The sequence below is a fragment of the Acidovorax sp. GW821-FHT10E03 genome, from assembly GCF_059415205.1.
The window spans coordinates 277,143-298,042 of sequence record NZ_JBWKMU010000009.1 but is presented as its reverse complement, the minus strand read 5'-3'; the positions used below and the strand labels follow the sequence as shown (position 1 = coordinate 298,042).

General features: G+C 65.4%; 19 protein-coding genes. 10 read left to right on the top strand and 9 right to left on the bottom strand.

Features of this window, described 5'->3' with window-relative positions; genetic code table 11:
• Positions 1 to 2 precede the first annotated feature (2 nt).
• The 5 genes from fliJ to fliF are packed head-to-tail and all read right to left on the bottom strand — an operon-like array spanning position 3 to position 5,288.
• Positions 3 to 464 carry a flagellar export protein FliJ gene (gene fliJ, locus AC07OD_RS18010; RefSeq protein WP_494597670.1) on the bottom strand — a complete coding sequence of 154 codons (462 nt, stop codon included), beginning with the start codon at positions 462 to 464 and terminating at the stop codon, positions 3 to 5.
• A gap of 19 nt (positions 465 to 483) precedes the next feature.
• A complete protein-coding gene (fliI, locus tag AC07OD_RS18005; RefSeq protein WP_218341830.1) occupies positions 484 to 1,878 on the bottom strand; it encodes a flagellar protein export ATPase FliI in 1,395 nt (464 codons plus the stop codon).
• The gene (locus AC07OD_RS18000; protein WP_492245118.1) at positions 1,868 to 2,590 is read right to left on the bottom strand and encodes a FliH/SctL family protein; all 723 of its coding nucleotides are present in this window, start codon (positions 2,588 to 2,590) and stop codon (positions 1,868 to 1,870) included. The genes fliI and AC07OD_RS18000 overlap by 11 nt, the downstream gene beginning before the upstream one ends.
• Entirely contained in the window at positions 2,574 to 3,569 is a 996-nt protein-coding gene (gene fliG / locus AC07OD_RS17995) for a flagellar motor switch protein FliG (protein WP_218296970.1), read from the bottom strand. Before fliG ends, AC07OD_RS18000 begins: the two co-directional genes overlap by 17 nt.
• Positions 3,570 to 3,596: 27 nt before the next feature.
• The gene (gene fliF, locus AC07OD_RS17990) at positions 3,597 to 5,288 is read right to left on the bottom strand and encodes a flagellar basal-body MS-ring/collar protein FliF (RefSeq protein ID WP_218296969.1); all 1,692 of its coding nucleotides are present in this window, start codon (positions 5,286 to 5,288) and stop codon (positions 3,597 to 3,599) included.
• Positions 5,289 to 5,461: 173 nt separating this feature from the next.
• Here fliF and fliE point away from each other — a divergent pair, with 173 nt between their 5' ends.
• Positions 5,462 to 5,773 carry a flagellar hook-basal body complex protein FliE gene (fliE, locus tag AC07OD_RS17985; RefSeq protein ID WP_218296968.1) on the top strand — a complete coding sequence of 104 codons (312 nt, stop codon included), beginning with the start codon at positions 5,462 to 5,464 and terminating at the stop codon, positions 5,771 to 5,773.
• Positions 5,774 to 6,186: 413 nt separating this feature from the next.
• Here fliE and AC07OD_RS17980 read toward each other — a convergent pair whose 3' ends face one another.
• The 4 genes from AC07OD_RS17980 to AC07OD_RS17965 all read right to left on the bottom strand — a co-directional run bounded on the left by AC07OD_RS17980 (position 6,187) and on the right by AC07OD_RS17965 (position 10,103).
• Positions 6,187 to 6,486 (bottom strand): flagellar protein FliT, encoded by a 300-nt coding sequence (locus AC07OD_RS17980; RefSeq protein WP_063461658.1) that lies wholly within the window; start codon positions 6,484 to 6,486, stop codon positions 6,187 to 6,189.
• 3 nt (positions 6,487 to 6,489) lie between these two features.
• Positions 6,490 to 6,936 carry a flagellar export chaperone FliS gene (gene fliS, locus AC07OD_RS17975; RefSeq protein WP_218296967.1) on the bottom strand — a complete coding sequence of 149 codons (447 nt, stop codon included), beginning with the start codon at positions 6,934 to 6,936 and terminating at the stop codon, positions 6,490 to 6,492.
• 61 nt (positions 6,937 to 6,997) lie between these two features.
• A complete protein-coding gene (gene fliD, locus AC07OD_RS17970) occupies positions 6,998 to 8,440 on the bottom strand; it encodes a flagellar filament capping protein FliD (RefSeq protein WP_218296966.1) in 1,443 nt (480 codons plus the stop codon).
• 223 nt (positions 8,441 to 8,663) lie between these two features.
• On the bottom strand, positions 8,664 to 10,103 hold the full coding sequence (locus tag AC07OD_RS17965; protein ID WP_218296965.1) for a flagellin N-terminal helical domain-containing protein: 1,440 nt from the start codon (positions 10,101 to 10,103) through the stop codon (positions 8,664 to 8,666).
• 325 nt (positions 10,104 to 10,428) lie between these two features.
• Between AC07OD_RS17965 and AC07OD_RS17960 the strand changes: the two genes are divergently transcribed.
• The 9 genes from AC07OD_RS17960 to AC07OD_RS17920 all read left to right on the top strand — a co-directional run bounded on the left by AC07OD_RS17960 (position 10,429) and on the right by AC07OD_RS17920 (position 20,898).
• A complete protein-coding gene (locus AC07OD_RS17960) occupies positions 10,429 to 11,904 on the top strand; it encodes a flagellin N-terminal helical domain-containing protein (RefSeq protein ID WP_494597669.1) in 1,476 nt (491 codons plus the stop codon).
• 278 nt (positions 11,905 to 12,182) lie between these two features.
• On the top strand, positions 12,183 to 13,043 hold the full coding sequence (motA, locus tag AC07OD_RS17955) for a flagellar motor stator protein MotA (RefSeq protein ID WP_218296963.1): 861 nt from the start codon (positions 12,183 to 12,185) through the stop codon (positions 13,041 to 13,043).
• Between the two features lie 148 nt (positions 13,044 to 13,191).
• Positions 13,192 to 14,124, top strand: a complete 933-nt coding sequence (gene motB, locus AC07OD_RS17950; RefSeq protein ID WP_369643498.1) for a flagellar motor protein MotB — start codon at positions 13,192 to 13,194, stop codon at positions 14,122 to 14,124.
• Between the two features lie 72 nt (positions 14,125 to 14,196).
• The gene (cheY, locus tag AC07OD_RS17945) at positions 14,197 to 14,583 is read left to right on the top strand and encodes a chemotaxis response regulator CheY (RefSeq protein WP_010466076.1); all 387 of its coding nucleotides are present in this window, start codon (positions 14,197 to 14,199) and stop codon (positions 14,581 to 14,583) included.
• Positions 14,584 to 14,587: 4 nt separating this feature from the next.
• The gene (locus AC07OD_RS17940) at positions 14,588 to 15,214 is read left to right on the top strand and encodes a protein phosphatase CheZ (RefSeq protein WP_218296961.1); all 627 of its coding nucleotides are present in this window, start codon (positions 14,588 to 14,590) and stop codon (positions 15,212 to 15,214) included.
• Positions 15,215 to 15,373: 159 nt separating this feature from the next.
• Entirely contained in the window at positions 15,374 to 16,528 is a 1,155-nt protein-coding gene (locus AC07OD_RS17935; RefSeq protein ID WP_494597668.1) for an EscU/YscU/HrcU family type III secretion system export apparatus switch protein, read from the top strand.
• On the top strand, positions 16,525 to 18,606 hold the full coding sequence (gene flhA, locus AC07OD_RS17930; RefSeq protein ID WP_218296959.1) for a flagellar biosynthesis protein FlhA: 2,082 nt from the start codon (positions 16,525 to 16,527) through the stop codon (positions 18,604 to 18,606). The genes AC07OD_RS17935 and flhA overlap by 4 nt, the downstream gene beginning before the upstream one ends.
• The gene (flhF, locus tag AC07OD_RS17925) at positions 18,603 to 20,108 is read left to right on the top strand and encodes a flagellar biosynthesis GTPase FlhF (protein WP_492245117.1); all 1,506 of its coding nucleotides are present in this window, start codon (positions 18,603 to 18,605) and stop codon (positions 20,106 to 20,108) included. Before flhA ends, flhF begins: the two co-directional genes overlap by 4 nt.
• Entirely contained in the window at positions 20,101 to 20,898 is a 798-nt protein-coding gene (locus AC07OD_RS17920; protein ID WP_218341823.1) for a hypothetical protein, read from the top strand. Before flhF ends, AC07OD_RS17920 begins: the two co-directional genes overlap by 8 nt.
• The last annotated feature ends 2 nt before the right edge of the window (positions 20,899 to 20,900 follow it).

Sequence of the window (20,900 nt, the reverse complement as noted above, 5' to 3'; positions counted from 1 at the left end):
CACTACTCCCGGCCCGCAGAGCCTTGCATCGCACTTCGGTACTGCAGGGCAGCCCGTTCATCGGTTTGTTTCTGATCTCTTCGCATTTCAGTCCGCTCCAGGTCGTGGCGCCGCTTCTCCATGACCTTGCGCAGGCTGGCCAGCCGCAGTTCCGCCTCCAGCAGGCTGCGCCGGGCCGCCTCCACCCGGTTGGCATGGTCACCCACCACCCCGGTCTGGACACCCGCCGCATGTCCCAAACGGTCCATGAACTGGTAGTGGTGGTACATCACCTCGGGCTTCATCGTGGTGTCGGCCTTCATGCCCCACCGCGCTTGCGTTTCACGGGCATAGTCTTCGAGCTGGTCGAGCTGGGCGCGTGCCGCCTGCTGCGCTGCCTGCGTGTCCTGCAGCACCTTGCGCGCGTCGTCCCGCTTGCGGGACGCCACCTCGACGGCGACGGACAGGGAATTGAGGCTGGACATGGCTGGCGACCCTCTGTGTTCAGTGGTCCAGCACCGCCGCCATGCCCGCGACGCTCTGGTCCATGGAGGCCGCCTCGAACATGTCCTGCTGCAGGAACCCCGCCATCTGCGGCTGCAGGCGGATGGCCTCGTCCAGCGCCGGATCGGAGCCGCTCATATAGGCGCCCACCTGCACCAGATCGCGGCTTTTCTGGTAGCGCGAATACACCGCCCGAAAGCGCCGCGCCAAGTCGAAATGCCCGCGCGACACCACGTTGTGCATCACGCGCGACGCGGATTGCTCGATGTCGATGGCGGGGAAATGGCCCGTCTCGGCCAGCGCGCGCGAGAGCACGATGTGGCCATCCAGGATGGCGCGCGCCGCGTCGGCGATGGGGTCCTGCTGGTCATCCCCTTCCGAGAGCACTGTATAGAAGGCCGTGATGGACCCGACGCCATGCAGTCCGTTGCCGCTGCGCTCCACGAGTTGAGGGAGCTTGGCGAAACAGGAGGGCGGATAGCCCTTGGTGGCAGGGGGTTCGCCAATGGCCAGCGCGATTTCGCGCTGGGCCATCGCATAGCGGGTCAATGAATCCATGAGCAGCAGCACATGCTTTCCCTTGTCGCGGAAATGCTCGGCCACGGCCGTGGCATAGGCCGCGCCCTGCATGCGCAGCAGGGGGGGTGCGTCCGCCGGAGCGGCCACCACGACCGAGCGCGCGCGGCCGTCTTCGCCCAGGATGTCCTCGACGAATTCCTTGACTTCGCGCCCCCGCTCGCCAATCAGCCCCACCACGATCACGTCGGCGCGGGTGTAGCGGGCCATCATGCCCAGCAGGACGCTCTTGCCCACCCCAGAGCCTGCGAACAGGCCCAGGCGCTGGCCGCGCCCCACCGTGAGCAGGGCGTTGATGGCGCGCACGCCGGTGTCCAGCGATTCGCGCACGGGATCGCGGTCCATGGCATTGATCTGGCGGCGCCCCATGGGCTCGGACACCACGTCCTGCACCGGCCCGCCATGGTCCAGCGGCAGGCCCTGCGCGTCCACCACCCGTCCGAGCAGGCCCTCGCCCATGGGCAAGCGCAGCACACCGGCGCGCTGGATGGCCCGCGCGGGCTCGCCCAGTCGCGGCATGGGAATGTAGGGTGCCGCCGGCACCACGCTCGCGCCGCTGGACAGCCCGTGGATGTCTCCCGCCGGCATCAGAAACGCGCGATCGGCGGAGAACCCCACCACCTCGGCCAGCACCGGGGCATGGCCCGGCATCTGGACCATGCACTGCGAGCCCACCGGCACGCGGATGCCCACCGCCTCCAGCACCAGGCCTGTCAGCCGCGTCAGGGTGCCGCGTGTTTCCAGCGGAGCGCCCTCGGCAACACGCTCGCGCGCATCCTCGATGAGGCGTGTCCAGGCGGCGGGGGCCTCAACGCTCATCGCCGCCCTCCTCCTGCCAGGGCGACTGGAGGCCCAGCGCCGCGATGGCGCGCTGCCAGCGCTTGTCCAGGCTGCCATCCACCACGGTGCCCGCAGACTCGACCAGACAGCCGCCTGGCGGTACTGCGGCATCGGCCATCCACTGCACCCCCGGCGCATCCATCTCCTCGCGCAGGGGCTGGGCCATCGCCTCCATGTCGGCGGGGTTCAACCGGACCATCGCGGGCCGGCCTTCGGTCACCAGCATGCCCACGGCCTCCCGCACCACGGGCTGCAGGGCATTGGGGTTGACGGACAGCTCCTGGCGCACCACCTGGCGTGCGATGTCGCACGCCAGTTCCAGCAGCTGCTGGGCCATCTGCTGCTGCATGTCGATCAGGCTCGCGTCCAGCGTCTGCATCACACCCTGAAGGCGCAGGGCGGCTTCGTTCCCTTGCTGCGCGATGTAGTCATCCATGCGGCGCTGCCACTCCAGTGCCGTTTGGGCCTGGCCCTGGGCAAAGCCCTCGGCATACGCGTCGTCACACGCCTGCTGGACCAGCGCCTGCTGCGCGGCCTCGTCTATTTCGACCGGAATCTCGGCCACGGGCTCTGGTTCTGGCTCGACGAGGTCGGAGCCATCCACGGCGCCAAACTTCCACTGTGTGAAATCGCCGACTTCCTCGCTGGGGATGAAGCGCGAGTACGAACGCTGGCTAGACGAAGGCATCATCACCGCCGGATCCAATCACGATCTGACCCTCGTCGGACAGGCGACGCACGGTCTTGAGAATTTCCTTCTGCTGGGCCTCGACTTCGGACAGCCGCATCGGGCCGCGCGATTCGAGGTCTTCCCGCAGCGCTTCGGAAGCACGCGAGGACATGTTCGAGAGGAACTTCTCGCGCAACTCCGGCACCGCTCCCTTGAGCGCAACGATGAGCGTTTCGGAAGCCACTTCCTTGAGCACGGTCTGGATCGCCTTGTCGTCGAGCTTGAGCACGTCCTCGAACACGAACATCTTGTCCATGATCTTCTGGGCCAGGTCGGGGTCGTAGCCGCGGATGGACTCCAGCACCACGGCATCCATGTTGCCGCCCAGCAGGTTGATGATCTCGGCCGCTGCCTTGACGCCGCCGAGCGAGCTCTTGCGGATCTTGTCGCCGCCGGCCAGCACCTTGAACAGCACCTCGTTGAGGTCCTTGAGCGCCGTCGGCTGTATGCCTTCGAGCGTGGCCACGCGCAACAGAATTTCACTGCGCTGGCGGTCCGTGAGGTGCATCAGGATGCCCGATGCCTGGTCGCTGTCCAGGTGCACCAGGATGGCCGCGACGATCTGGGGATGTTCGTTGCGCAGCAACTCGGCCACGGACAGCGGGTCCATCCACTTCAGGCTTTCGATGCCCGAGACGTCGCCCCCCTGCAGGATGCGGTCGATGAGCAGCCCGGCCTTGTCATCCCCCAGCGCACGCCGCAGCACGGCGCGCACGTAGTTGCCGGTATCCGACACCAGAAGGCTCTGCGCCGCCGCCGCGTTGGAGAACTTGTTGATGACCTCGTCCACCTTGTCGCGCGACACCGAGCGCATGCGCGCAATGGTTTCGCCGAGCTTCTGCACTTCCTTGGGCGAGAAATGCTTGAACACTTCGGCCGCCTCTTCCTCGCCGAGGGACATCAGCATGATGGCTGCGTCGTTGAGTCCTTGGTCGTCCATGGTGGTCGTCGTCCGTGATGTCGGCGGTCAGACTGGCTCGCCGTTGAGCCAGGTCTTCAGGATATTGGCCACGGCCACAGGGTTCTCCTTGGCCAGCACCCGCGCCTCTTCCAGGCGCAGCTGCTCCGGCGTGGCGGGAAGCACTTCGTTCTTCGCGGCGGGCGCAGGCAGCGCGGGGCGCTCGGGTGTTTCGGACTCCACGGCGTCGAGCTGGCCGCCGGCCACCGGGATGGCGCGGGGCTTGGCAGCGGCGCCGCCCTTGAGCGCCGGCCGCACCAGGCCCAGCAGCACCAGGGCCGCGAACAGAACCGCACCCACTGGCCAGGCGAAGGTCTTGGCCAGTTCGATCACTTCAGGCTGTTTCCACAGCGGAACGTCGTTGGCAGGCGTCGCGTCCACCTGGAACGGGGTGTTCATGAGGTTGACCGAGTCGCCACGATCCCGGTTGAAGCCAATGGTTTCGCGCACCAGGGCGGTCATCTGCTCGAGCTGCTCTGGCGTGAGCGCCTTGGATACCGTCTTGCCCTTGTCCTCGGCGGACTGGTAGTTCACGACCACCGCCGCACTCACCCGCTTGAGGGCGCCGCTGCCGCCACGCGTCACGCGCACGGTCTTGTCCACTTCGTAATTGGTGATGGATTCGCGCTTGCTCGCCGCTGCCTGCGCACCCTGGGCCTGCTGGCCCGCCGCCGTGGGTGCCGGATTGGCGCCGTTGATGGGCGCCGCAGCAGCCGCGGGAGGCTGGTTGGTCGTGGCGCCAGGCACGCCCGTGGGCAGCGGATTGCCCTGCGGACCGGAGCTTTCCACGATCTGCTGGCTGCGGATGGCGCTGGCATCGGTGGCGAGGTTGGGGCGGTGCTGCTCGGACGTGGATTCGGTCTGGGTGAAGTCCACCTCGGCCGTCACCTGCGCCTTGACGTTGTTGCGGCCCACCACGGGTTCCAGGATGTCCAGGATCCGGCGGGTGTACTGCTGCTCGATCTGCTGCACATACAGCAGTTGCTGCGCGTCGACCCCGGTTCCGGCGGCGCCATCGGGCGATTGGGACAGCAGCTTGCCCGTGTCGTCCAGCACGCTCACGGCGGAGGGCGCCAGTTCCGGCACGCTGGAGGCGACCAGGTGCACGATGCCCGCCAGCTGGGCACGGTCGAGCACGCGGCCAGGATGCAGGCTCACCAGCACGGAGGCCGAGGGTTTTTGCTGCTCCCGGAAAAAGCCATTCTGGTTGGGAAGCGCCAGGTGCACGCGCGCGCCCTGCACGGACGACAGCGCCTGGATGGAGCGGGTGAGTTCACCCTCCAGGCCCCGCTGGAAGTTCAGGCGTTCCTGAAACTGCGTCATTCCGAATTTGCTGGACTCCATCAGCTCGAAGCCCGCCACGGAACCCTTGGGCAGGCCCTGGGTGGCCAGGCGCAGGCGCACGTCATGCACGCGGTCCGCGGGGATCAGGATCGCACCACCGCCGTCGGCATGCTTGTAGGGCACGTTCATCTGCGACAGCTGGGCGACGATGGCACCGCCATCCTTGTCGTTCAGGTTGGCGAACAGCACCCGGTAGTCGGGCTGGCGCCCCAGCACGATGGCCGCAATGGCCGCCGCCACCAGGAGTGCCGCACCCACGCCCAGCCGCATGCGCTGCGCCCTGTCCAGGGCAGACAGCCGCTGCAGCCAGTTCGGGCCGGCAGGGGGAGTGAGAGGAACTTCAGCAACTGCAGACATCTTGCTTTCCAGTAGGGCAGGCCCGACAAGGACCAAAGCGTGGGGTCGATTATTCGGCCACGCCCTCAAAATGTTCGCTGGATAAGCCGCGCGTTTGGCCATCAATTCAGAGCGATGGGCGGGGGCGCGATGGCTAGGATACGCAGCATACCCCCATTCCCACGGACACCGCCATGGACCTTCGCATCTCAAGCTCTACCGCCCCGCTCACGGGCGCTGGCGTGGCGCGCCGTGCTGCGGCGCCGCAAAACGACGCCAATGAAGTGGGTTTTTCAGGGGCGCTCAAAGGCGCGCTCCAGTCGGTCAGTGCGGCCCAGAACCGTGCCAGCGACCTGCAGACGGAAGTCCAGATGGAGAACCCCTCCGTCAGCCTCGAGGAAACCATGGTGGCGATCCAGAAGGCCCAGATCGGCTTCCAGGCCACGCTGCACGTGCGCAACCGGATGGTGCAGGCCTATACCGACATCATGAACATGCAGGTATAGCAGGGGCACTCCCCTGAGGCGCTGCGCGCCTTCCCCTCGCTCTCACAGCGCTGCGCGCTGTGGGCAAGGGGACGATGCCCTCGCTGCGGGGCGGCCCTTGCTGGGCATCCCTCGCGGGGGGCGCGCCGGTATCTGGCAGCGCAGGTCTGCGCTTACTCCTGATTTTGTAGCTGCTTGCGCTTTATGGATAAGCGCTACAGGCACTTTTTATTCCGTAAAAGACACGCCACACTCTCAGCACAGGGAGCTCCGCGACGCATCGCTGGCCGTGGCAGCTTCGTGACAAGCGTCAGGAATCAGCTGCTCTCAACTTAATAGCTGCTTGCGCCTGATGGACAAGCGGTAGCGCCGTATTTCATCCATGAAAAAACCGACCTCGCGGGGTCGGCTTTGTCTGGGGCTTGGCGCATGCCTCAATGCATCATCTGCGGCTGGCCTTCGAACAGGTGTTCGAACTGCGCCAGCCAGGGCTCGGCCAGGCAACGGATCTGGGCATCGTTGCGCAGGATGCGCTGCATGATGCGGGTCTTTTCGCGCCGGTGCTCTGGCAGCAGTTCGTGTTCCTGCGACTTGAAGCGCAGTTGCTCGATCAGCACGGCACAGGCTCCTTCATAGCGCACCACGCCATCCCAGTCCTTGAGCCTGGCGGCCTCCAGCATCTTGGCGCTGCTGTCTTCGATCGCCTTGTAGTAGTCAATCAGCATGTGGGACATGGTTCAGGCCTCCACCAGTGCTGGCTGCCCCGGGGTGGCGGCCTCCGCGACGGCGCCCGATTGCTTGATCTGGCTCCAGCCCTGCGCCACCGGCTCGATCAGGCGCATGACCTCCTGCATCATGGCATCGTCGTTGCGGGCATTCGCCAGGATCAGGCGGTGCAGGCAGTAGTCATACAAGGCTCCCAGGTTCTGGGCCAGCTCCCCGCCATCCACCTTGTCGAGCGCCGTGCTCAGCCCCTCTTCAATGATGCGGACGGCCTTGGAGATATTGTTGACCTTGCCCAGCACGTCGCCGCGCGCCATGGCACCCCGCGCCGTGGCGATGGAGTTCAGGACACCTTCATACAGCAGGCTGACCAGCTGGTGCTGGTCCATCGTGTGCATGCTGGTTTCTACATTGATACGCTGATAAGCGTTGGCTGCACGGGGGCTATAGGCGCTGAACATGCTGGCAATCCTTGCGATGTATTACTTTAGTTATCGGCTACAGCCAGAAAAACTGAAGCGGTCAGCCCGAGGATTTATTCCAGGTGGTCACCTGCTGCGAGATATACGCATTGAGCGCATTCAGGCTCGACATCTTTGTATCAAGGGCGGTGTAGCGCGCCGTCAGGCTCTTTTCCAGGCGGTCCGCACGATCGTTGATCGTCTCCACGTCCTTGGCATTGAGCTTGAGGGATTGCTCGTAGATTTTTGCCTTGCTGGCGAAGAACCCGTCGTTTGCGAGCAGCTTGGTCGTGACCGCCTTGAATTTTCCGGCGAACCCGTCCTCCACGCTGCCGCCCTCCGGCCCCCGGAAGAAAGCCTTGACGTCGTCGGCGTTTTCCATGGCCTTGTTGAACTTGGTCGCGTCGAGCGTCAGGTTGCCGGTGGGCGCCACGTTGCCGAGCCCGCCCTCCGAGACCACTCCCACGGCAGACAGATTGCGCAGCGCGCCCGAGCTGTTCACGGACTGCAGCGCCATGCGCAAGGTGTTTTGCAAGGTCACCGCCGCGCTATCCCCCTGCAGCAACCCCGCCGTTTTGGTGCCCTGGTCGTACTTGGTGACCTCATTCAACGCCTGATTGATGGCGTTGTATGCGCTCACGAAGGCCTCGATGTTCTTCTTCACGGCAGAGTTGTCCTTGGCCACCGTCACCGCCACGTCGCCCGTGGTGACCTGCAGCGCCGTGAACGTCACGCCCGACACGGTATCGGCAAAGGCATTCGTTGCCGAAGTGACGGCAACGCCGTTGACGGTCGCGTTCGCGTTCGCCGCATACTCCGTCACGCCGCCCACCACGAGCCGCGACAAGCCCGCACCGTCCGCCAGGTTGCCGTCGGCGTCCGCCGCGCTCATCCGGTAGCCGGCATCCTCGCCCGTTGTCTTGCTGCGCAGCATCAGGCGCTCGCCGGAGGCATCGCTCAGCACGGTGGCCGTCACGCCGGCCTTCGAGCCATTGATCTTGCTGGCGACGTCCGCCAGCGTATCCGTGGCGCTGACTTCCACATTGACCGCGCCCGCGCTGCCCATCGTGAAGACCTTGGGCTCGCCGGACCACTTGCCCGTTTCAAAGGTCAGCGTGCCCGCCCCGACGGCCTGCTTGACGGGCGACAACGCCACGGAGATGGAGGACTGCGCCTTGGCCAGGTTCTGCACCTGCACATTGAATGACGTCGCCGCGGCGCCGCCCACGGCGGAGACCGACACGGCTTCCGGCTTGGCGGAGGTCGCGCTCACCCCGTTCCAGCCCGTGACGCTGGCGAGCTTGCTGGCGGCATCAGCCAGCGTGGAGACCAGGGATTTGAACTGGCCGAAGGCAGACACCTTCGCATTCGTGATGGCCGCCTGCTGGTTCAGGCCGTTGGTCTTGGTGATGGGGATCTTCACGGCGTCGACCGAAGCCTTGATCAGCCCATTGACGTCCACGTTGCCGCCCAGGCCGATGCCTATCGATGAAAAGCTAGCCATATCCCACCTCCTGAATCCGTGTCGGGTTGAATCGCCAGAAATTATCCAGGCCTTTGGCTTGTTGCATCCAGCCGATAAGCACCCAAGAAAGCCACCAATCTACCGCGTTGCAGCCCGATTGGCAAAAAGCGGAAAGCGGCGGCGACCAGGTCGCCTCCGCCTTGTGAGGAGCGGGCTTGTTCCACAAACCCGCCCCGCCTGTTCAACCCTCTGCCAAAGATGATCAGCGCAGCAGGGCCAGAACACCTTGTGGCAGCTGGTTGGCCTGGGCCACCATGGCCGTGCCAGCCTGCTGCAGGATCTGGGCGCGCGACAGGTTGGCGGTTTCTGCGGCAAAGTCGGCGTCCTGGATGCGGCCACGCGAGGCAGACATGTTTTCGGACGTGCTTTGCAGGTTGTTCACCGTGGTCTCGAAGCGCGACTGCAGGGCACCGAAGCTGGCGCGCTGGCCGTTGACGGCGGACAGGGCCGAATCGATGATCTTCAGGGCCTTGGTCGAACCGTCGACAGTCGACACGTCGATGGTGTTGACGGAATTCAGGGTCGAAGCACCGGCTGCCACGTACGCGGAGGTGCCGCCCAGAGAGAAGCCCTTGTCGGAGCTGAACTCCACCGTGCCACGGGAGTTGGCCGTGCCGCCAGCGACTGCCATGGACTGCGCGGCAGAGAAGGTCAGCGTAGCGGCCGTCGCGTTTTGCGATGCCAGGGTGGTCACGGCCACCGTCGAGTTGTTGACGATATTGATGTCCGAGCCCGCATCATTGGTCAGCAGGATGCCATCGCCGGCGCTGTTGAGCTTGGCGGTGATGCCGGTCTGCGATGCCACGTCATTGAATGCCTTGACGGCTTCGCCCAAGTCGGTTGCCGAGGTCGCGCTGAAGGTGATGTTGGCGGCGGTCGTGGTGTTGTCGCCCTTGATCGCCAGGGACACGGCACCTGCCGTGGTGATCTTGAACTCGGACAGATTGCGAGCCGAAGCCGTCACGCCGGTGGTTTCGGCCGCTGCGTTGACCGCTGCGGCAATTTTCGAAGCCGTGTCGGCAGCGTCGACGTTCACCGTCTTGCTTTGTAGGCCGTTCACGATAACGGTCGCGGCGGCGGCGGCGGGAGCGGCGGCAGCCGCAGGAACGCTGGCCGAGGCCTTCAGCTGCGCACCATAGGTCGTCGTGCGGAAGTTGCCGGTGGTCGCCGTGATGGTCTGGTTGGCGTTGGCGCCCACCTGGAAGGTGGCGGAGCCGAACGAGCCGTCCAGCAGCTTCTGGCCATTGAATTCGGTCGTGGTGGAGATGCGGTCCAGTTCGGACAGCAGCTGACCGACTTCAGCCTGGATGGCCTTGCGGTCGCCGGCGGAGTTGGTGGCATTGGCGGACTGCACGGACAGTTCACGCACACGTTGCAGGATGTCGCCAGAGGCCTTGAGCGCGCCTTCAGCGGTTTGCGCCAGCGAAATGCCGTCGTTGGCATTGCGCACTGCCTGGTTCAGGCCGCGGATCTGCGAGGTGAAACGCTCGGAAATGGCCAGGCCGGCGGCGTCGTCCTTGGCGCTGTTGATGCGCAGGCCCGACGACAGGCGCTGGATGGAGGTGTTGAGCGACAGTTGGCTCATACCCAGATTGCGCTGGGCGGTCAAGGAACTGACGTTGGTGTTGATGGTAGCTGCCATTTGCAAATCTCCTGAAAAGAACTGACTGAACATGGCGTTGCCGCCAACCTAGTGCCAGGCAAGGCACCCGGCCATACGGTTCACAGCGCCAGCATGGCCTTCTGTAGAACGGCGGGCATTTACGTCCCGTTGCAAATGTTTTCGGAAGCTGCGGCGAAAACTTTAGGGCGAAACGCACAAGTTGCAGGGTTTTTGTGCGCTTTATCGCACCACTGCGCACCGCGCTCGACTTTCACAATTCACCCATCGTTCCCGTCTTGTCTGCCGGACGGTGGGGCTTCTACCGGCGCAGATTTGGTTTTTCAAGCCTTTAAGGAGCATATCCATGGCAGCCACTATCAATACCAACGTCAGCTCCCTGACCGCCCAGCGCAATCTGGGCATGAGCCAGGCATCGCTCAGCACCTCCATCCAGCGCCTGTCGTCGGGCCTGCGCATCAACAGCGCCAAGGACGACGCCGCCGGCCTGGCCATTTCCGAGCGCTTCACCACCCAGATCCGGGGCCTGAACCAGGCGGTGCGCAATGCCAACGATGGTATTTCCCTGGCCCAGGTCGCTGAAGGCGCCCTGGCGGGCGCCAGCAACATTCTGCAGCGTGTGCGCGAATTGTCCGTGCAATCCGCCAATGCCTCCAACTCCGCCGGCGACCGCAAGGCCATTCAGGCCGAAGTCGGCCAGCTGCTGTCCGAGCTGGACCGTATTTCCGTCACCACCGAGTTCAACGGCCAGAAGCTGCTGGACGGCTCGTTCGGCTCCGCCACCTTCCAGGTGGGCGCCAACGCCAACCAGACCATCACGGCGACCACCGGCAACTTCCGCACGACGACGTACGGAGCACAGCTCAAGCAGTCGGCGCCCGTGGTGGTGACGGCGGCGGCGGCCCCCACGGCGCTGACCGGCACGTTCGACATCGCCGGGCTGCAAACCAAGACGGTCACGCTCACCGCCACCGACACGATGGCCACCGCGGCCGCCAAAATCAACGCGCTCTCCGAATCCACCGGTGTCTCCGCGTCTGCACGCAACCAGGTCAACCTGACCACCTTCGTGGCTGGCGGCTCCTATTCTCTGGCGATGAAGGGAGACAACGCGACCGCCGCCAACGTGACTTTCAGCGTATCCGCCGCCGGCGCGACCGCGGGCGGGCTGGCGGAAGCCATCAAGGGTTTCAACGACGTGTCGTCGCAAACCGGCATCACCGCCAAACTCAACGACGCCGGCGACGGCATAGTGCTCATCAATGAGTCGGGTGCCAACATCCAGATTCAGAACAACTCCCTGGCGGGCAACACCATTGCCGTGGGCGCCTACGATGCCGCGACGTCGGCCTCCACCGGCACCCCCACCTTTGTCGCGGGTGTCGCCGCTGCGCCCGCCGGCGGCTTTGCGACGGCCACCGGGTACCTGGAGATGAGCTCGGACAAGGGCTTCGCCATTACCAATCTGACGGGCACGCCCCCGGTCACGGCGACGGCATCCACGTTGAACGCCGTCAACGTCATCGACGTGTCCACCGTCGACGGCTCGACCAAGGCCCTGAAGATCATCGATTCGGCCCTGGCGGCAGTGAACGGCCAGCGTGCGAGCTTTGGTGCCTTGCAGGCGCGATTCGAGACCACCATCTCGAACCTGCAGCTGTCCTCGGAAAACATGTCTGCCTCGCGTGGCCGCATCCAGGACGCCGACTTTGCCGCAGAAACCGCCAACCTGTCGCGCGCCCAGATCCTGCAGCAGGCTGGCACGGCCATGGTGGCCCAGGCCAACCAGATTCCGCAGGGAGTGCTGGCCTTGCTCAAGTAGTGGTGGCACGCAGGCCTGGGTGGGCGAAAAGTCTCAAAAACAGGAGCATCTACCGCTTACCATACAACCACTAGAGGCCAATTTGGCCTCTTTTTTTGCGCCGTCTTGTGCTAACGTCATTGCGCGGCACGCCGGCCGCCAGGTCGTCCCAGGCAACCCGTTCGTTGGTCTGGCCCCTGCAATCCGATACATTTGAGAACACAGCGCCCGCGTTGTCTGCCCCCCCCTGAATCCGCCGCATCGTTTGCCCGCTCGCCGCAACTCATCACGCACAAAGCATGTTTGTCATCATCGGTTACGTCGTTTGCCTCGGCTGCATCTTCGGCGTGTACATCGTGCACGGGGGAAATATCAGCGTGATCCTGAAGGCCCTGCCCTTCGAGATCATCACCATCCTGGGGGGCGCGCTGGGCGCCTTCGTGGTGAACAACCAGCCCAAGGTGATCAAGGCCACCATGGCGGCCATCCCGATGGCGCTCAAGGGATCCAAGTACACCAAGGCGCGCTACATGGAGCTCATGGCGATGCTCTATGACATCCTGCAGAAGGCCCGTAAGGAGGGGCTGATGGCCATCGAAAAGGATGTGGAAGCACCCCACGAATCCGAGATCTTCAAGAAATACCCCACGGTGGGCAGCGACCACCACGTGATCGAGTTCACCACCGACTACCTGCGCATGATGGTGTCGGGCAACCTCAACTCGCACGAGATCGAGGCGTTGATGGACAGCGAGATCGACACCCACCACCAGGAGGCCCACGCGCCCGTGGCCGCGCTGGCGCGCCTGGCCGGCGCCCTGCCCGCGTTCGGGATCGTGGCCGCCGTGCTGGGCGTGGTGAACACCATGGGCTCGGTGGGCCAGCCGCCCTCGGTGCTGGGCGGCATGATCGGCTCGGCGCTGGTGGGCACGTTCCTCGGGATCTTGCTGGCCTACGGCGTGGTCGAGCCCCTGGGCGGCCTGGTCGAGCAAAAGACCGAAGATGCCGCCAAGGAGCTGCAGTGCATCAAGTCCACCCTGCTGGCCAGCATGCAGGGCTACAACCCCGCCACGGCCATCGAGTTTGGCCGCAAGGTGCTTTTCTCCAGCGTCCGCCCCAGCTTCACCGAGCTGGAGGGGCATGTGAAGGGGAAGAAATGAGACACCGCCCTGGTGCGCCACGCGCCTTCCCTCCGCGCTCGCGGCGCTGCGGGGCGAACCTTGGCTTGCTGCCCTGGCTTGGGACACGCCGGCATCAAAGGCTGCGGGTGGTGCGCGGCGCCATGGGGAGCCGACGGGATAGCTGACCATGGCAGAAAAGAAGCTCCAGCCCATCATCATCAAGCGCATCAAGAAAGGCGGCCATGCGGTGCATGGCGGCGCCTGGAAGATCGCGTATGCCGACTTCGTGACGGCGATGATGGCGTTCTTCCTGCTGATGTGGCTGCTGGGTTCCACCGCCAAGGGCGAACTGCAGGGGATTGCAGCCTATTTCGCGTCGCCGCTCAAGGTGGCCATGACCGGCGGCGACGGTGCCGGCAACAGTTCCAGCGTGATTCCCGGCGGGGGGAACGACCTGTCCAAGGTGCACGGCCAGGTGCGGCGCTCCGACGTGGAGGCCGCCAAGCAGCGCCGCATGAGCATCGACGCAGCCCGGGCCGAGCAGGCCAAGCAGGACCTGGACCGCATCAAGGCGCTGGAAGCCAAGATCGATGCGCTCATCACGGAAAACCCGCGCCTGAATGAATACAAGTCGCAGATCCGCATCGACATCACGCCCGACGGGTTGCAGATCCAGATCATCGACGACCAGAACCGCCCCATGTTCGACAGCGGCAGCGCGTTGGTGAAACCCTACATGCGCGACATCCTGCGCGAGATTGGCGCTGCCCTCGGCGGGGTGGAAAACCGCATCAGCCTGGCCGGGCATACCGATGCCGTGCCCTACGGCAACAGCGACCGGGGCTACAGCAACTGGGAGCTGTCGGCCGACCGCGCCAACGCCTCGCGCCGGGAGCTTGTCTCGGCCGGCATGCCAGACGCTAAACTGGGACGTGTGGTGGGCCTGGCGGCCAGCGATCTGCTGGAGCCAAAGAACCCGCGCGCACCCGCCAACCGGCGCATCACCATCACGGTGCTGACCCGGGAGGCCGAAGAACGACTCATGGGCAAGGGGATTCCCGAAATCACTTCGACAGAACTGTTGAATGAAAAGCGGGAAAATCCCCCCCTCGGCAGGTAAACGTTACGACTTGTCACCAACCCTGCCACCCATGACAATACTTACAGCCATTTCCGACCGAAAGGGTCCCACGTGACCACAGCCCTTCGTTTTTTGATCGTTGACGACTTCTCCACCATGCGGCGCATCGTGCGCAATCTGCTCAAGGAAAGCGGCTTTGCCGATGCCGACGAGGCCGAAGATGGCGTGGCCGCCCTGAACAAGCTGCGCAACAGCAAGTTCGACTTCGTGGTGACCGACATCAACATGCCCAACATGAACGGCTTCCAGCTGCTGGCGGAAATCAAGAAGGACGACAAGCTCAAGCACCTGCCCGTCCTGATGGTCACCGCGGAAGCCCGCAAGGAAGACATCGTGGCCGCCGCGCAGGGCGGGGCCGCCGGCTACATCGTCAAACCCTTCACCAAGGCAACACTCGAAGAGAAAGTGACCTTGATCCTGAAAAAGATGGGGCTATGACACCATGGACGACATACCGGACAACAGCCAGCCGCCTGCGGATGTACACCACAAGATCGGCCTGCTGACACGCCAGCTGCACGACTCGCTCAACGAGCTGGGCTACGCCGACAAGCTGCGCGGCTCCATGGGCGAGCTGCCCGACGCCCAGAGCCGCCTGTCGTACATCGCCCGGCTGACCGGGGAAGCCGCCGAGAAAGTGCTCAACCGCGTCGAGCAGGCCAAGGCGCAGCACGACTACATCGCCGCCGAGACGCGCCGTGTGGTGACGTCCCTGGTCAAGGACCCGGTGGCGGCCGTGGCCAAGGGGGAAATCATGAATTTCCTCACCGATGTCGAGCGGGTGACGAAGGAAGCCGACACGCACCTCACCGAAATCATGATGGCGCAGGACTTCCACGACCTGACCGGGCAGGTGATCGCCCGGGTGGTCAACCTCGCCGCCACCATCGAGGACCAGCTGGTGCAGCTGCTGATCCAGACCGCCCCCCCCAATGCACAGGTGGCCGCCGTGGCCGAACCACCCCGCACCCAGCACCTGCAGGGCCCCGTGGTGGACCCCGAGCACACTCCCGACGTGGTGACCGACCAGTCCCAGGTGGACGACCTGCTGGCCAGCCTCGGCTTCTGAGGCTGCGGCCACGCAACGCCGCCCGCGGCCCTGCGGCGGCCGCAGGCGCCACGCCGGCGCCTGTTACGTCTCTGAAAAGAGGGGGCTGCAGCCTCCTTATCGGCCTTTAGATTTCCGGGTCGCTCACGACAATGGCATGACACGAGCCGTCATGCCACCATGGAATCCAGCCAAGAAAAAAGCCTACCCGCGTCAGAGCGCAAGCTGCAGAAAGCGCGCGAAGACGGCCAGGGAGCACGCTCGCGCGATCTTTCCCACCTGGCGATCCTGGGCGCGGGCGCGGCCTGCCTGCTCATTCTGGCCCCCCAGCTGATGGACCACATGCAGCGGGCGATGAGCCAGCAGCTCGCGTTTGACGCCACCACCGTCATGGCGCCCGGCACCATGCTCAAGCGCCTGCAGGACATGGTGGTCGTGGGCCTGGTGGCCAGCGCGGTGTTCGCCATCCTCACCGGCGCCGCGGCCCTGATCAGCGCCATCGGTGCCGGCGGCTGGATTCTGAGCCTCAAGCCCATTTCGCCCCAGTTCAACCGGCTCAATCCGATCTCGGGGCTCGCCAACCTGTTTTCCAAGCAGCAGATGGCCAACGTGGCCAAGATGGTGCTGATGACCGCGATCCTGAGCTACGTGGCCTGGAAGTTCATGGGCAGCAGCATCGACACCGTGGCCATGCTGGTGCTGCAGCCCTCCCCCATGGCCATCCGCCAGCTGGCCGACTGGCTCACGTCCGGCATGAGCCTGCTGCTCCTGGTGGTGTTCCTGGCCGCGCTGGTGGACGTGCCCCTGCAGGCCTACTTCTTCAAGGCGCGCCTGAAGATGTCGCACGAGGAAATCAAGCAGGAGCACAAGGAATCCGACGGCAACCCCCACACCAAGGGTCGCATCCGCCAGAAGCAGCGCGAGATCGCCGACCGTGCCAGCGTGGGCGCCGTTCCCAAGGCCGACTTCGTGGTCATGAACCCCACCCACTACGCCGTGGCGCTCAAGTACGACGAGAAGACCATGAGCGCGCCGCAGGTCATCTCGCGCGGCACCGACCTCATCGCGCTCAAGATCCGCGACGTGGCCAAGGAGCACAACGTGCCCGTGCTGCAGTCGCCCATGCTGGCCCGCGCCCTGTATGCCCATGCCGAGCTGGACCAGGCCATTCCCGCCACGCTCTACACCGCCGTGGCCCAGGTGCTGGCCTACGTCTACCGCCTCAAGGCCGCCCTGCGCGGCGAAGGCCGCATGCCCGACAGCCTGGTGGAGCCGTTTGTGCCCCCTGAACTCGATCCGCTGAACCGCACGCCCGTGCAAGGTGCCGCCGCATGAACACCTCCGTGAAATCTTTGCAGCAATGGGCGGGCAGCAATGCCAACGCCCTCCAGGGGCTGTCAGCCCCGTTGCTCGTGGTGGCCATCCTGGCGCTCATGGTGCTGCCAATCCCGCCGTGGCTGCTCGACGCGTTCTTCACGCTGAACATCGCCGTGGCCCTGATGGTGATGATGGTGGCGGCCTACATGCTGCGCCCCCTGGATTTCGCGGCCTTTCCCTCGGTGCTGCTGCTGACCACCCTCATGCGCCTGTCGCTGAACGTGGCCTCCACCCGCGTGGTGCTGCTGGAAGGCCACACGGGTCCGGGCGCCGCCGGCGCGGTGATCGAGGCCTTCGGCCACTTCCTGATCGGTGGCAACTTTGCCGTCGGGCTGATCGTGTTCGCGATCCTGGTGGTGATCAACTTCGTGGTGATCACCAAAGGCGCCGAGCGCATTGCCGAAGTGTCGGCCCGCTTCACGCTGGACGCCATGCCCGGCAAACAGATGGCGGTGGATGCCGACCTGAACGCCGGCCTGATCGACGAGAAGGAAGCCAAGCGCCGCCGCGCCGAAGTGGCGGAAGAAGCGAACTTCTTCGGGTCCATGGACGGTGCCTCCAAGTTCGTGCGCGGCGATGCGGTCGCTGGCATCCTGATTCTGCTGATCAACATCATCGGCGGCTTCGCCATCGGGGTCTTGCAGCACGACCTGTCGGCCAAGCAGGCGGCCGACAGCTACATCCTGCTGGCCATTGGTGATGCGCTGGTGGCGCAGATTCCCGGCCTGCTGATCTCGGTGGCTGCGGCCATGGTGATCTCGCGCGTGGGCAAGGACCACGACATGGGCCGCCAGATCGTGCAGCAGCTCTTCATGTCGCCCCGCGTGCTGGGCGTGACCGCCGGCATCCTGCTGCTGCTGGGCCTGATTCCGGGCATGCCCCACGTGGTGTTTCTGACCATGGGTGGCCTGCTCGCCTATGGCGCCTGGGTGCTGCATGAACGGCAGAAGGTGCCGCCCGAAGTCGAGGCCCCGCCCGCCCCCGTGAGCGACGGCGAAGCCACCTGGGACGACCTGCAGCCCGTGGACCTGCTGGGCCTGGAGCTGGGCTACCGCCTGATCAGCCTGGTGGACAAGAGCCGCCAGGGCGACCTGCTCACGCGCATCAAGGGCGTGCGCCGCAAGTTTGCGCAGGAAGTCGGCTTTCTGCCGCCCGCCGTGCACGTGCGCGACAACCTCGAATTGAAGCCCAGCGGCTACCGCATCACGCTGCGTGGCGTGGTGGTCGGCGAAGGCGAGGCCTTCCCCGGCATGTTCCTGGCCATCAACCCGGGCGGCATCACCACGCCCCTGATCGGCACCCCCACCACCGACCCCGCGTTCGGCCTCCCAGCACACTGGATCGACGACCGCCAGAAGGAAGCCGCACAAATGGCGGGTTTTACGGTCGTTGATTCCGAAACCGTGATGGCCACCCATTTGTCACACTTGATGCAAGTGCAAGCCGCCAAGCTCCTCAGTCGCACGGAAACGCAGCAACTCGTGGAGCACGTGGCCAAGCTGGCTCCCAAGCTCATCGAAGAAGTGGTCCCGAAAATGGTCTCCATCGCAACGTTCCAGAAAGTCCTCCAGCTGCTGCTGGAAGAGTCTGTGCACATCCGCGATATCCGCACCATCATCGAAACGCTGGCCGAGTTTGCCGGCGGCATCTCCGACCCGGTCGAGCTGGCCCGCCGCGTGCGCATCGCGCTGTCGCCCGCCATCGTGCAACAGATCTACGGCCCCACCCGCGAACTCAACGTCATCGCCATCGAACCAGGCCTCGAACGCCTGCTGGTGCAGGCGCTGGGCAACACCGCCGGCCCCGCCCTGGACCCTGGCGTGGCCGACATCCTCACGCAAAAGGCCGCCGAGGTGGCCCTCAAGCAGGAAGAGATGGGCCTGCCCGCCTGCCTGCTGGTGCCAGACCAGATCCGCAATGCCATCTCCCGCCTGGTGCGCCGCGTCGCGCCCCGGCTGCAGGTGCTTGCCCACAGTGAAATCCCCGAGACCCACACCATCCGCATTGGGCCGATCCTTAGAGGTGCATCAGCATGAACATCAAACGCTTCCACGCTCCCACATCCCGGGAGGCTCTGGCCAAAGCGCGCATGGCCTTTGGTGACGGCACATTGATCCTGTCCAACCGCCCCACGGCCAACGGCGTCGAAGTCGTGGCCACGGCCGAGGACACGCTCTCGGCGCTGGACGGTGGTGGCGCGGGCCCGTCCGCCAACCCGCCCTTGCTGGCCCCCACACCGGCGCGCAGCGCGCCCCAGCGCGCAAGCCAGGCAGCAGCAGCCGCCGCCAGCACCCTGGGCCGCAACCCGGTGGAGGAAGACACCGAGCAGCTGGCGATGAGCACGCTGTCGTTCCAGGACTATGTGCGCGAGCGCATGCTGCGCCGCCGCCACGAGGCGCTCAATGGCCCGGCCGAACCGCAAACCCTGTCGGAGCGCAGCCGCGACCAGGAACCGGAGCGCGAACGCATGCCCGCGCCTGCCGTGGCGCGCCACAACCCGCTGCGCACCATCCCCATGGACATCCCGCCCGAGCCGCCACGCCGCCGGCAGGAGCCCGCCGTGAGCAGCGCCGTGCAGTCGGCCGCCAACCAGCAGAGCGTGATGAGCGAGCTGCACGCGATGAAGGAACTGATCGAGGACCGTTTCAACACCCTGGCGTGGCTGGGGCAGGCGCGGCAGAACCCCATCCAGTCCAACCTCATGCTCAAGATGATCCGCGCAGGCTACTCCCCTTCCCTGGCCCGTGCCGTGCTGGAGCGCATGCCCGAGGAGCTGTCGGCCGCCGAATCCGTGCGCTGGCTCATGGAGGTGCTGGAGCGCAACCTCAGGACCGACCTGGCCGAACCCCCGCTGTACGAACAAGGCGGCATCTTCGCGCTGGTGGGCTCCACCGGCGTGGGCAAGACCACCACCACCGCCAAGCTGGCCGCGATGTGCGCGCGCATCCACGGCCCCGGCAGCGTGGGCCTGATCACGCTGGACACCTACCGTGTGGGAGCCCACGAGCAGCTGCGCACCTACGGCCGCATGCTGGGCATCGTCGCCCACCTGGCCCACGACCGCGCCGCGCTGCAGGACCTGCTGGGCCTGCTGTCGGGCAAGAAGATGGTGCTCATCGACACCACGGGCGTGGCCCCGCGCGACCCGCGCAAGCGCGACATGCTCGACGTGCTGGACCTGCCCCATGTGAACCGCCTGCTGGTGCTCAACGCGGGCTGCCATGGCGACACGCTCGACGATGTGCTCACGGCGTTCAAGACCGAAGGCTCCCAGCAGGCCATCCTATCCAAGGTGGACGAAGCCGTGAAACTCGGCCCGGCCATCGACGCACTGATCCGCCACCAGATGGTGCTGCGCGGCGTGACCAACGGCCAGCGCGTGCCGGAAGACTGGGAGCGCGCCGATGCACACAAGCTCATCAGCACCTCCATGCGCGCTCCCGCCAAGTCGGCTTTCGACCCCAAGGCAACCGACCTGAACTTCTTCTTCTCGCATTCGCCTGACACCATGAACGAACGGGGGCTGGTCGATGCTTGATATCGGCTTTCACCAGGCGGCAGGCCTGCACAGCTTCACCCCGCAGTCGGAACTGCGGGTGGTGGCGGTCGCCAGCCAGGACAACGCGGGCACCGGGCTGGAGACGCTGTGGCAGATCTGCGCAAGCCTGCAGCGCCTGGGCTACCCGGTGGTGGTGCTCGATGGCACCGCCCAGGAGACGGACGACAGCCCAGGGCTGCTGCACCTGCTGCAACAGGCGCCCTGGAACGAGGGTGTCAGCCTGAACATGGGGGCCATGGCCTCCTCGCTGGCGGTGATTCCGGCGGCGAAGGGCCTTCTGCGCATCAGCCGGGAAGCCAGCCGCAATGAAACGGCCCCCCTGCCCAGCCTGCTGCCCTATTTCCGGACCTACGGGTTGATCGTGCTGCACGCGCCTGCGGCCACGCTCGGGCCGCTGCTGACGCACACGTCCACCATACCGCTGGTGGTGATGGGCGACGGATCGGCCGGCGTGCTGACCAGCTACAAGAGCCTCAAGCAGATCGCCCTGCACACGACCCTGCCCTGCATGGTGGCGGCCTTGCTGCGCGGCGACACCGCCGCCGAACGGCGCAAGACACAGCACGCGCTGCTGACCCTGCAGGACTGCGCGGAGCGCCACCTGGGTGGCCCGGTGCGCACGACCACCATCGCCACGCAGAACCCCCAGGACCTCCAGCGCCTGGCCTTGCAACTACTGGAAAATGCGGGCACTATCAGTGAATCGCTGACTGCGCTGCCACCCAGCAACTTGACAGGCATGCCTGCGCATTTTGTCCGGAGCCACTGATC

Coding starts and splice junctions, on each gene's coding strand:
- fliJ (WP_494597670.1), bottom strand. CDS start 464: ATGTCCAGCCTCAATTCCCTGTCCGTCGCCGTCGAGGTGGCGTCCCGC.
- fliI (WP_218341830.1), bottom strand. CDS start 1,878: ATGAGCGTTGAGGCCCCCGCCGCCTGGACACGCCTCATCGAGGATGCG.
- AC07OD_RS18000 (WP_492245118.1), bottom strand. CDS start 2,590: ATGATGCCTTCGTCTAGCCAGCGTTCGTACTCGCGCTTCATCCCCAGC.
- fliG (WP_218296970.1), bottom strand. CDS start 3,569: ATGGACGACCAAGGACTCAACGACGCAGCCATCATGCTGATGTCCCTC.
- fliF (WP_218296969.1), bottom strand. CDS start 5,288: ATGTCTGCAGTTGCTGAAGTTCCTCTCACTCCCCCTGCCGGCCCGAAC.
- fliE (WP_218296968.1), top strand. CDS start 5,462: ATGGACCTTCGCATCTCAAGCTCTACCGCCCCGCTCACGGGCGCTGGC.
- AC07OD_RS17980 (WP_063461658.1), bottom strand. CDS start 6,486: ATGTCCCACATGCTGATTGACTACTACAAGGCGATCGAAGACAGCAGC.
- fliS (WP_218296967.1), bottom strand. CDS start 6,936: ATGTTCAGCGCCTATAGCCCCCGTGCAGCCAACGCTTATCAGCGTATC.
- fliD (WP_218296966.1), bottom strand. CDS start 8,440: ATGGCTAGCTTTTCATCGATAGGCATCGGCCTGGGCGGCAACGTGGAC.
- AC07OD_RS17965 (WP_218296965.1), bottom strand. CDS start 10,103: ATGGCAGCTACCATCAACACCAACGTCAGTTCCTTGACCGCCCAGCGC.
- AC07OD_RS17960 (WP_494597669.1), top strand. CDS start 10,429: ATGGCAGCCACTATCAATACCAACGTCAGCTCCCTGACCGCCCAGCGC.
- motA (WP_218296963.1), top strand. CDS start 12,183: ATGTTTGTCATCATCGGTTACGTCGTTTGCCTCGGCTGCATCTTCGGC.
- motB (WP_369643498.1), top strand. CDS start 13,192: ATGGCAGAAAAGAAGCTCCAGCCCATCATCATCAAGCGCATCAAGAAA.
- AC07OD_RS17940 (WP_218296961.1), top strand. CDS start 14,588: ATGGACGACATACCGGACAACAGCCAGCCGCCTGCGGATGTACACCAC.
- AC07OD_RS17935 (WP_494597668.1), top strand. CDS start 15,374: ATGGAATCCAGCCAAGAAAAAAGCCTACCCGCGTCAGAGCGCAAGCTG.
- flhA (WP_218296959.1), top strand. CDS start 16,525: ATGAACACCTCCGTGAAATCTTTGCAGCAATGGGCGGGCAGCAATGCC.
- flhF (WP_492245117.1), top strand. CDS start 18,603: ATGAACATCAAACGCTTCCACGCTCCCACATCCCGGGAGGCTCTGGCC.
- AC07OD_RS17920 (WP_218341823.1), top strand. CDS start 20,101: ATGCTTGATATCGGCTTTCACCAGGCGGCAGGCCTGCACAGCTTCACC.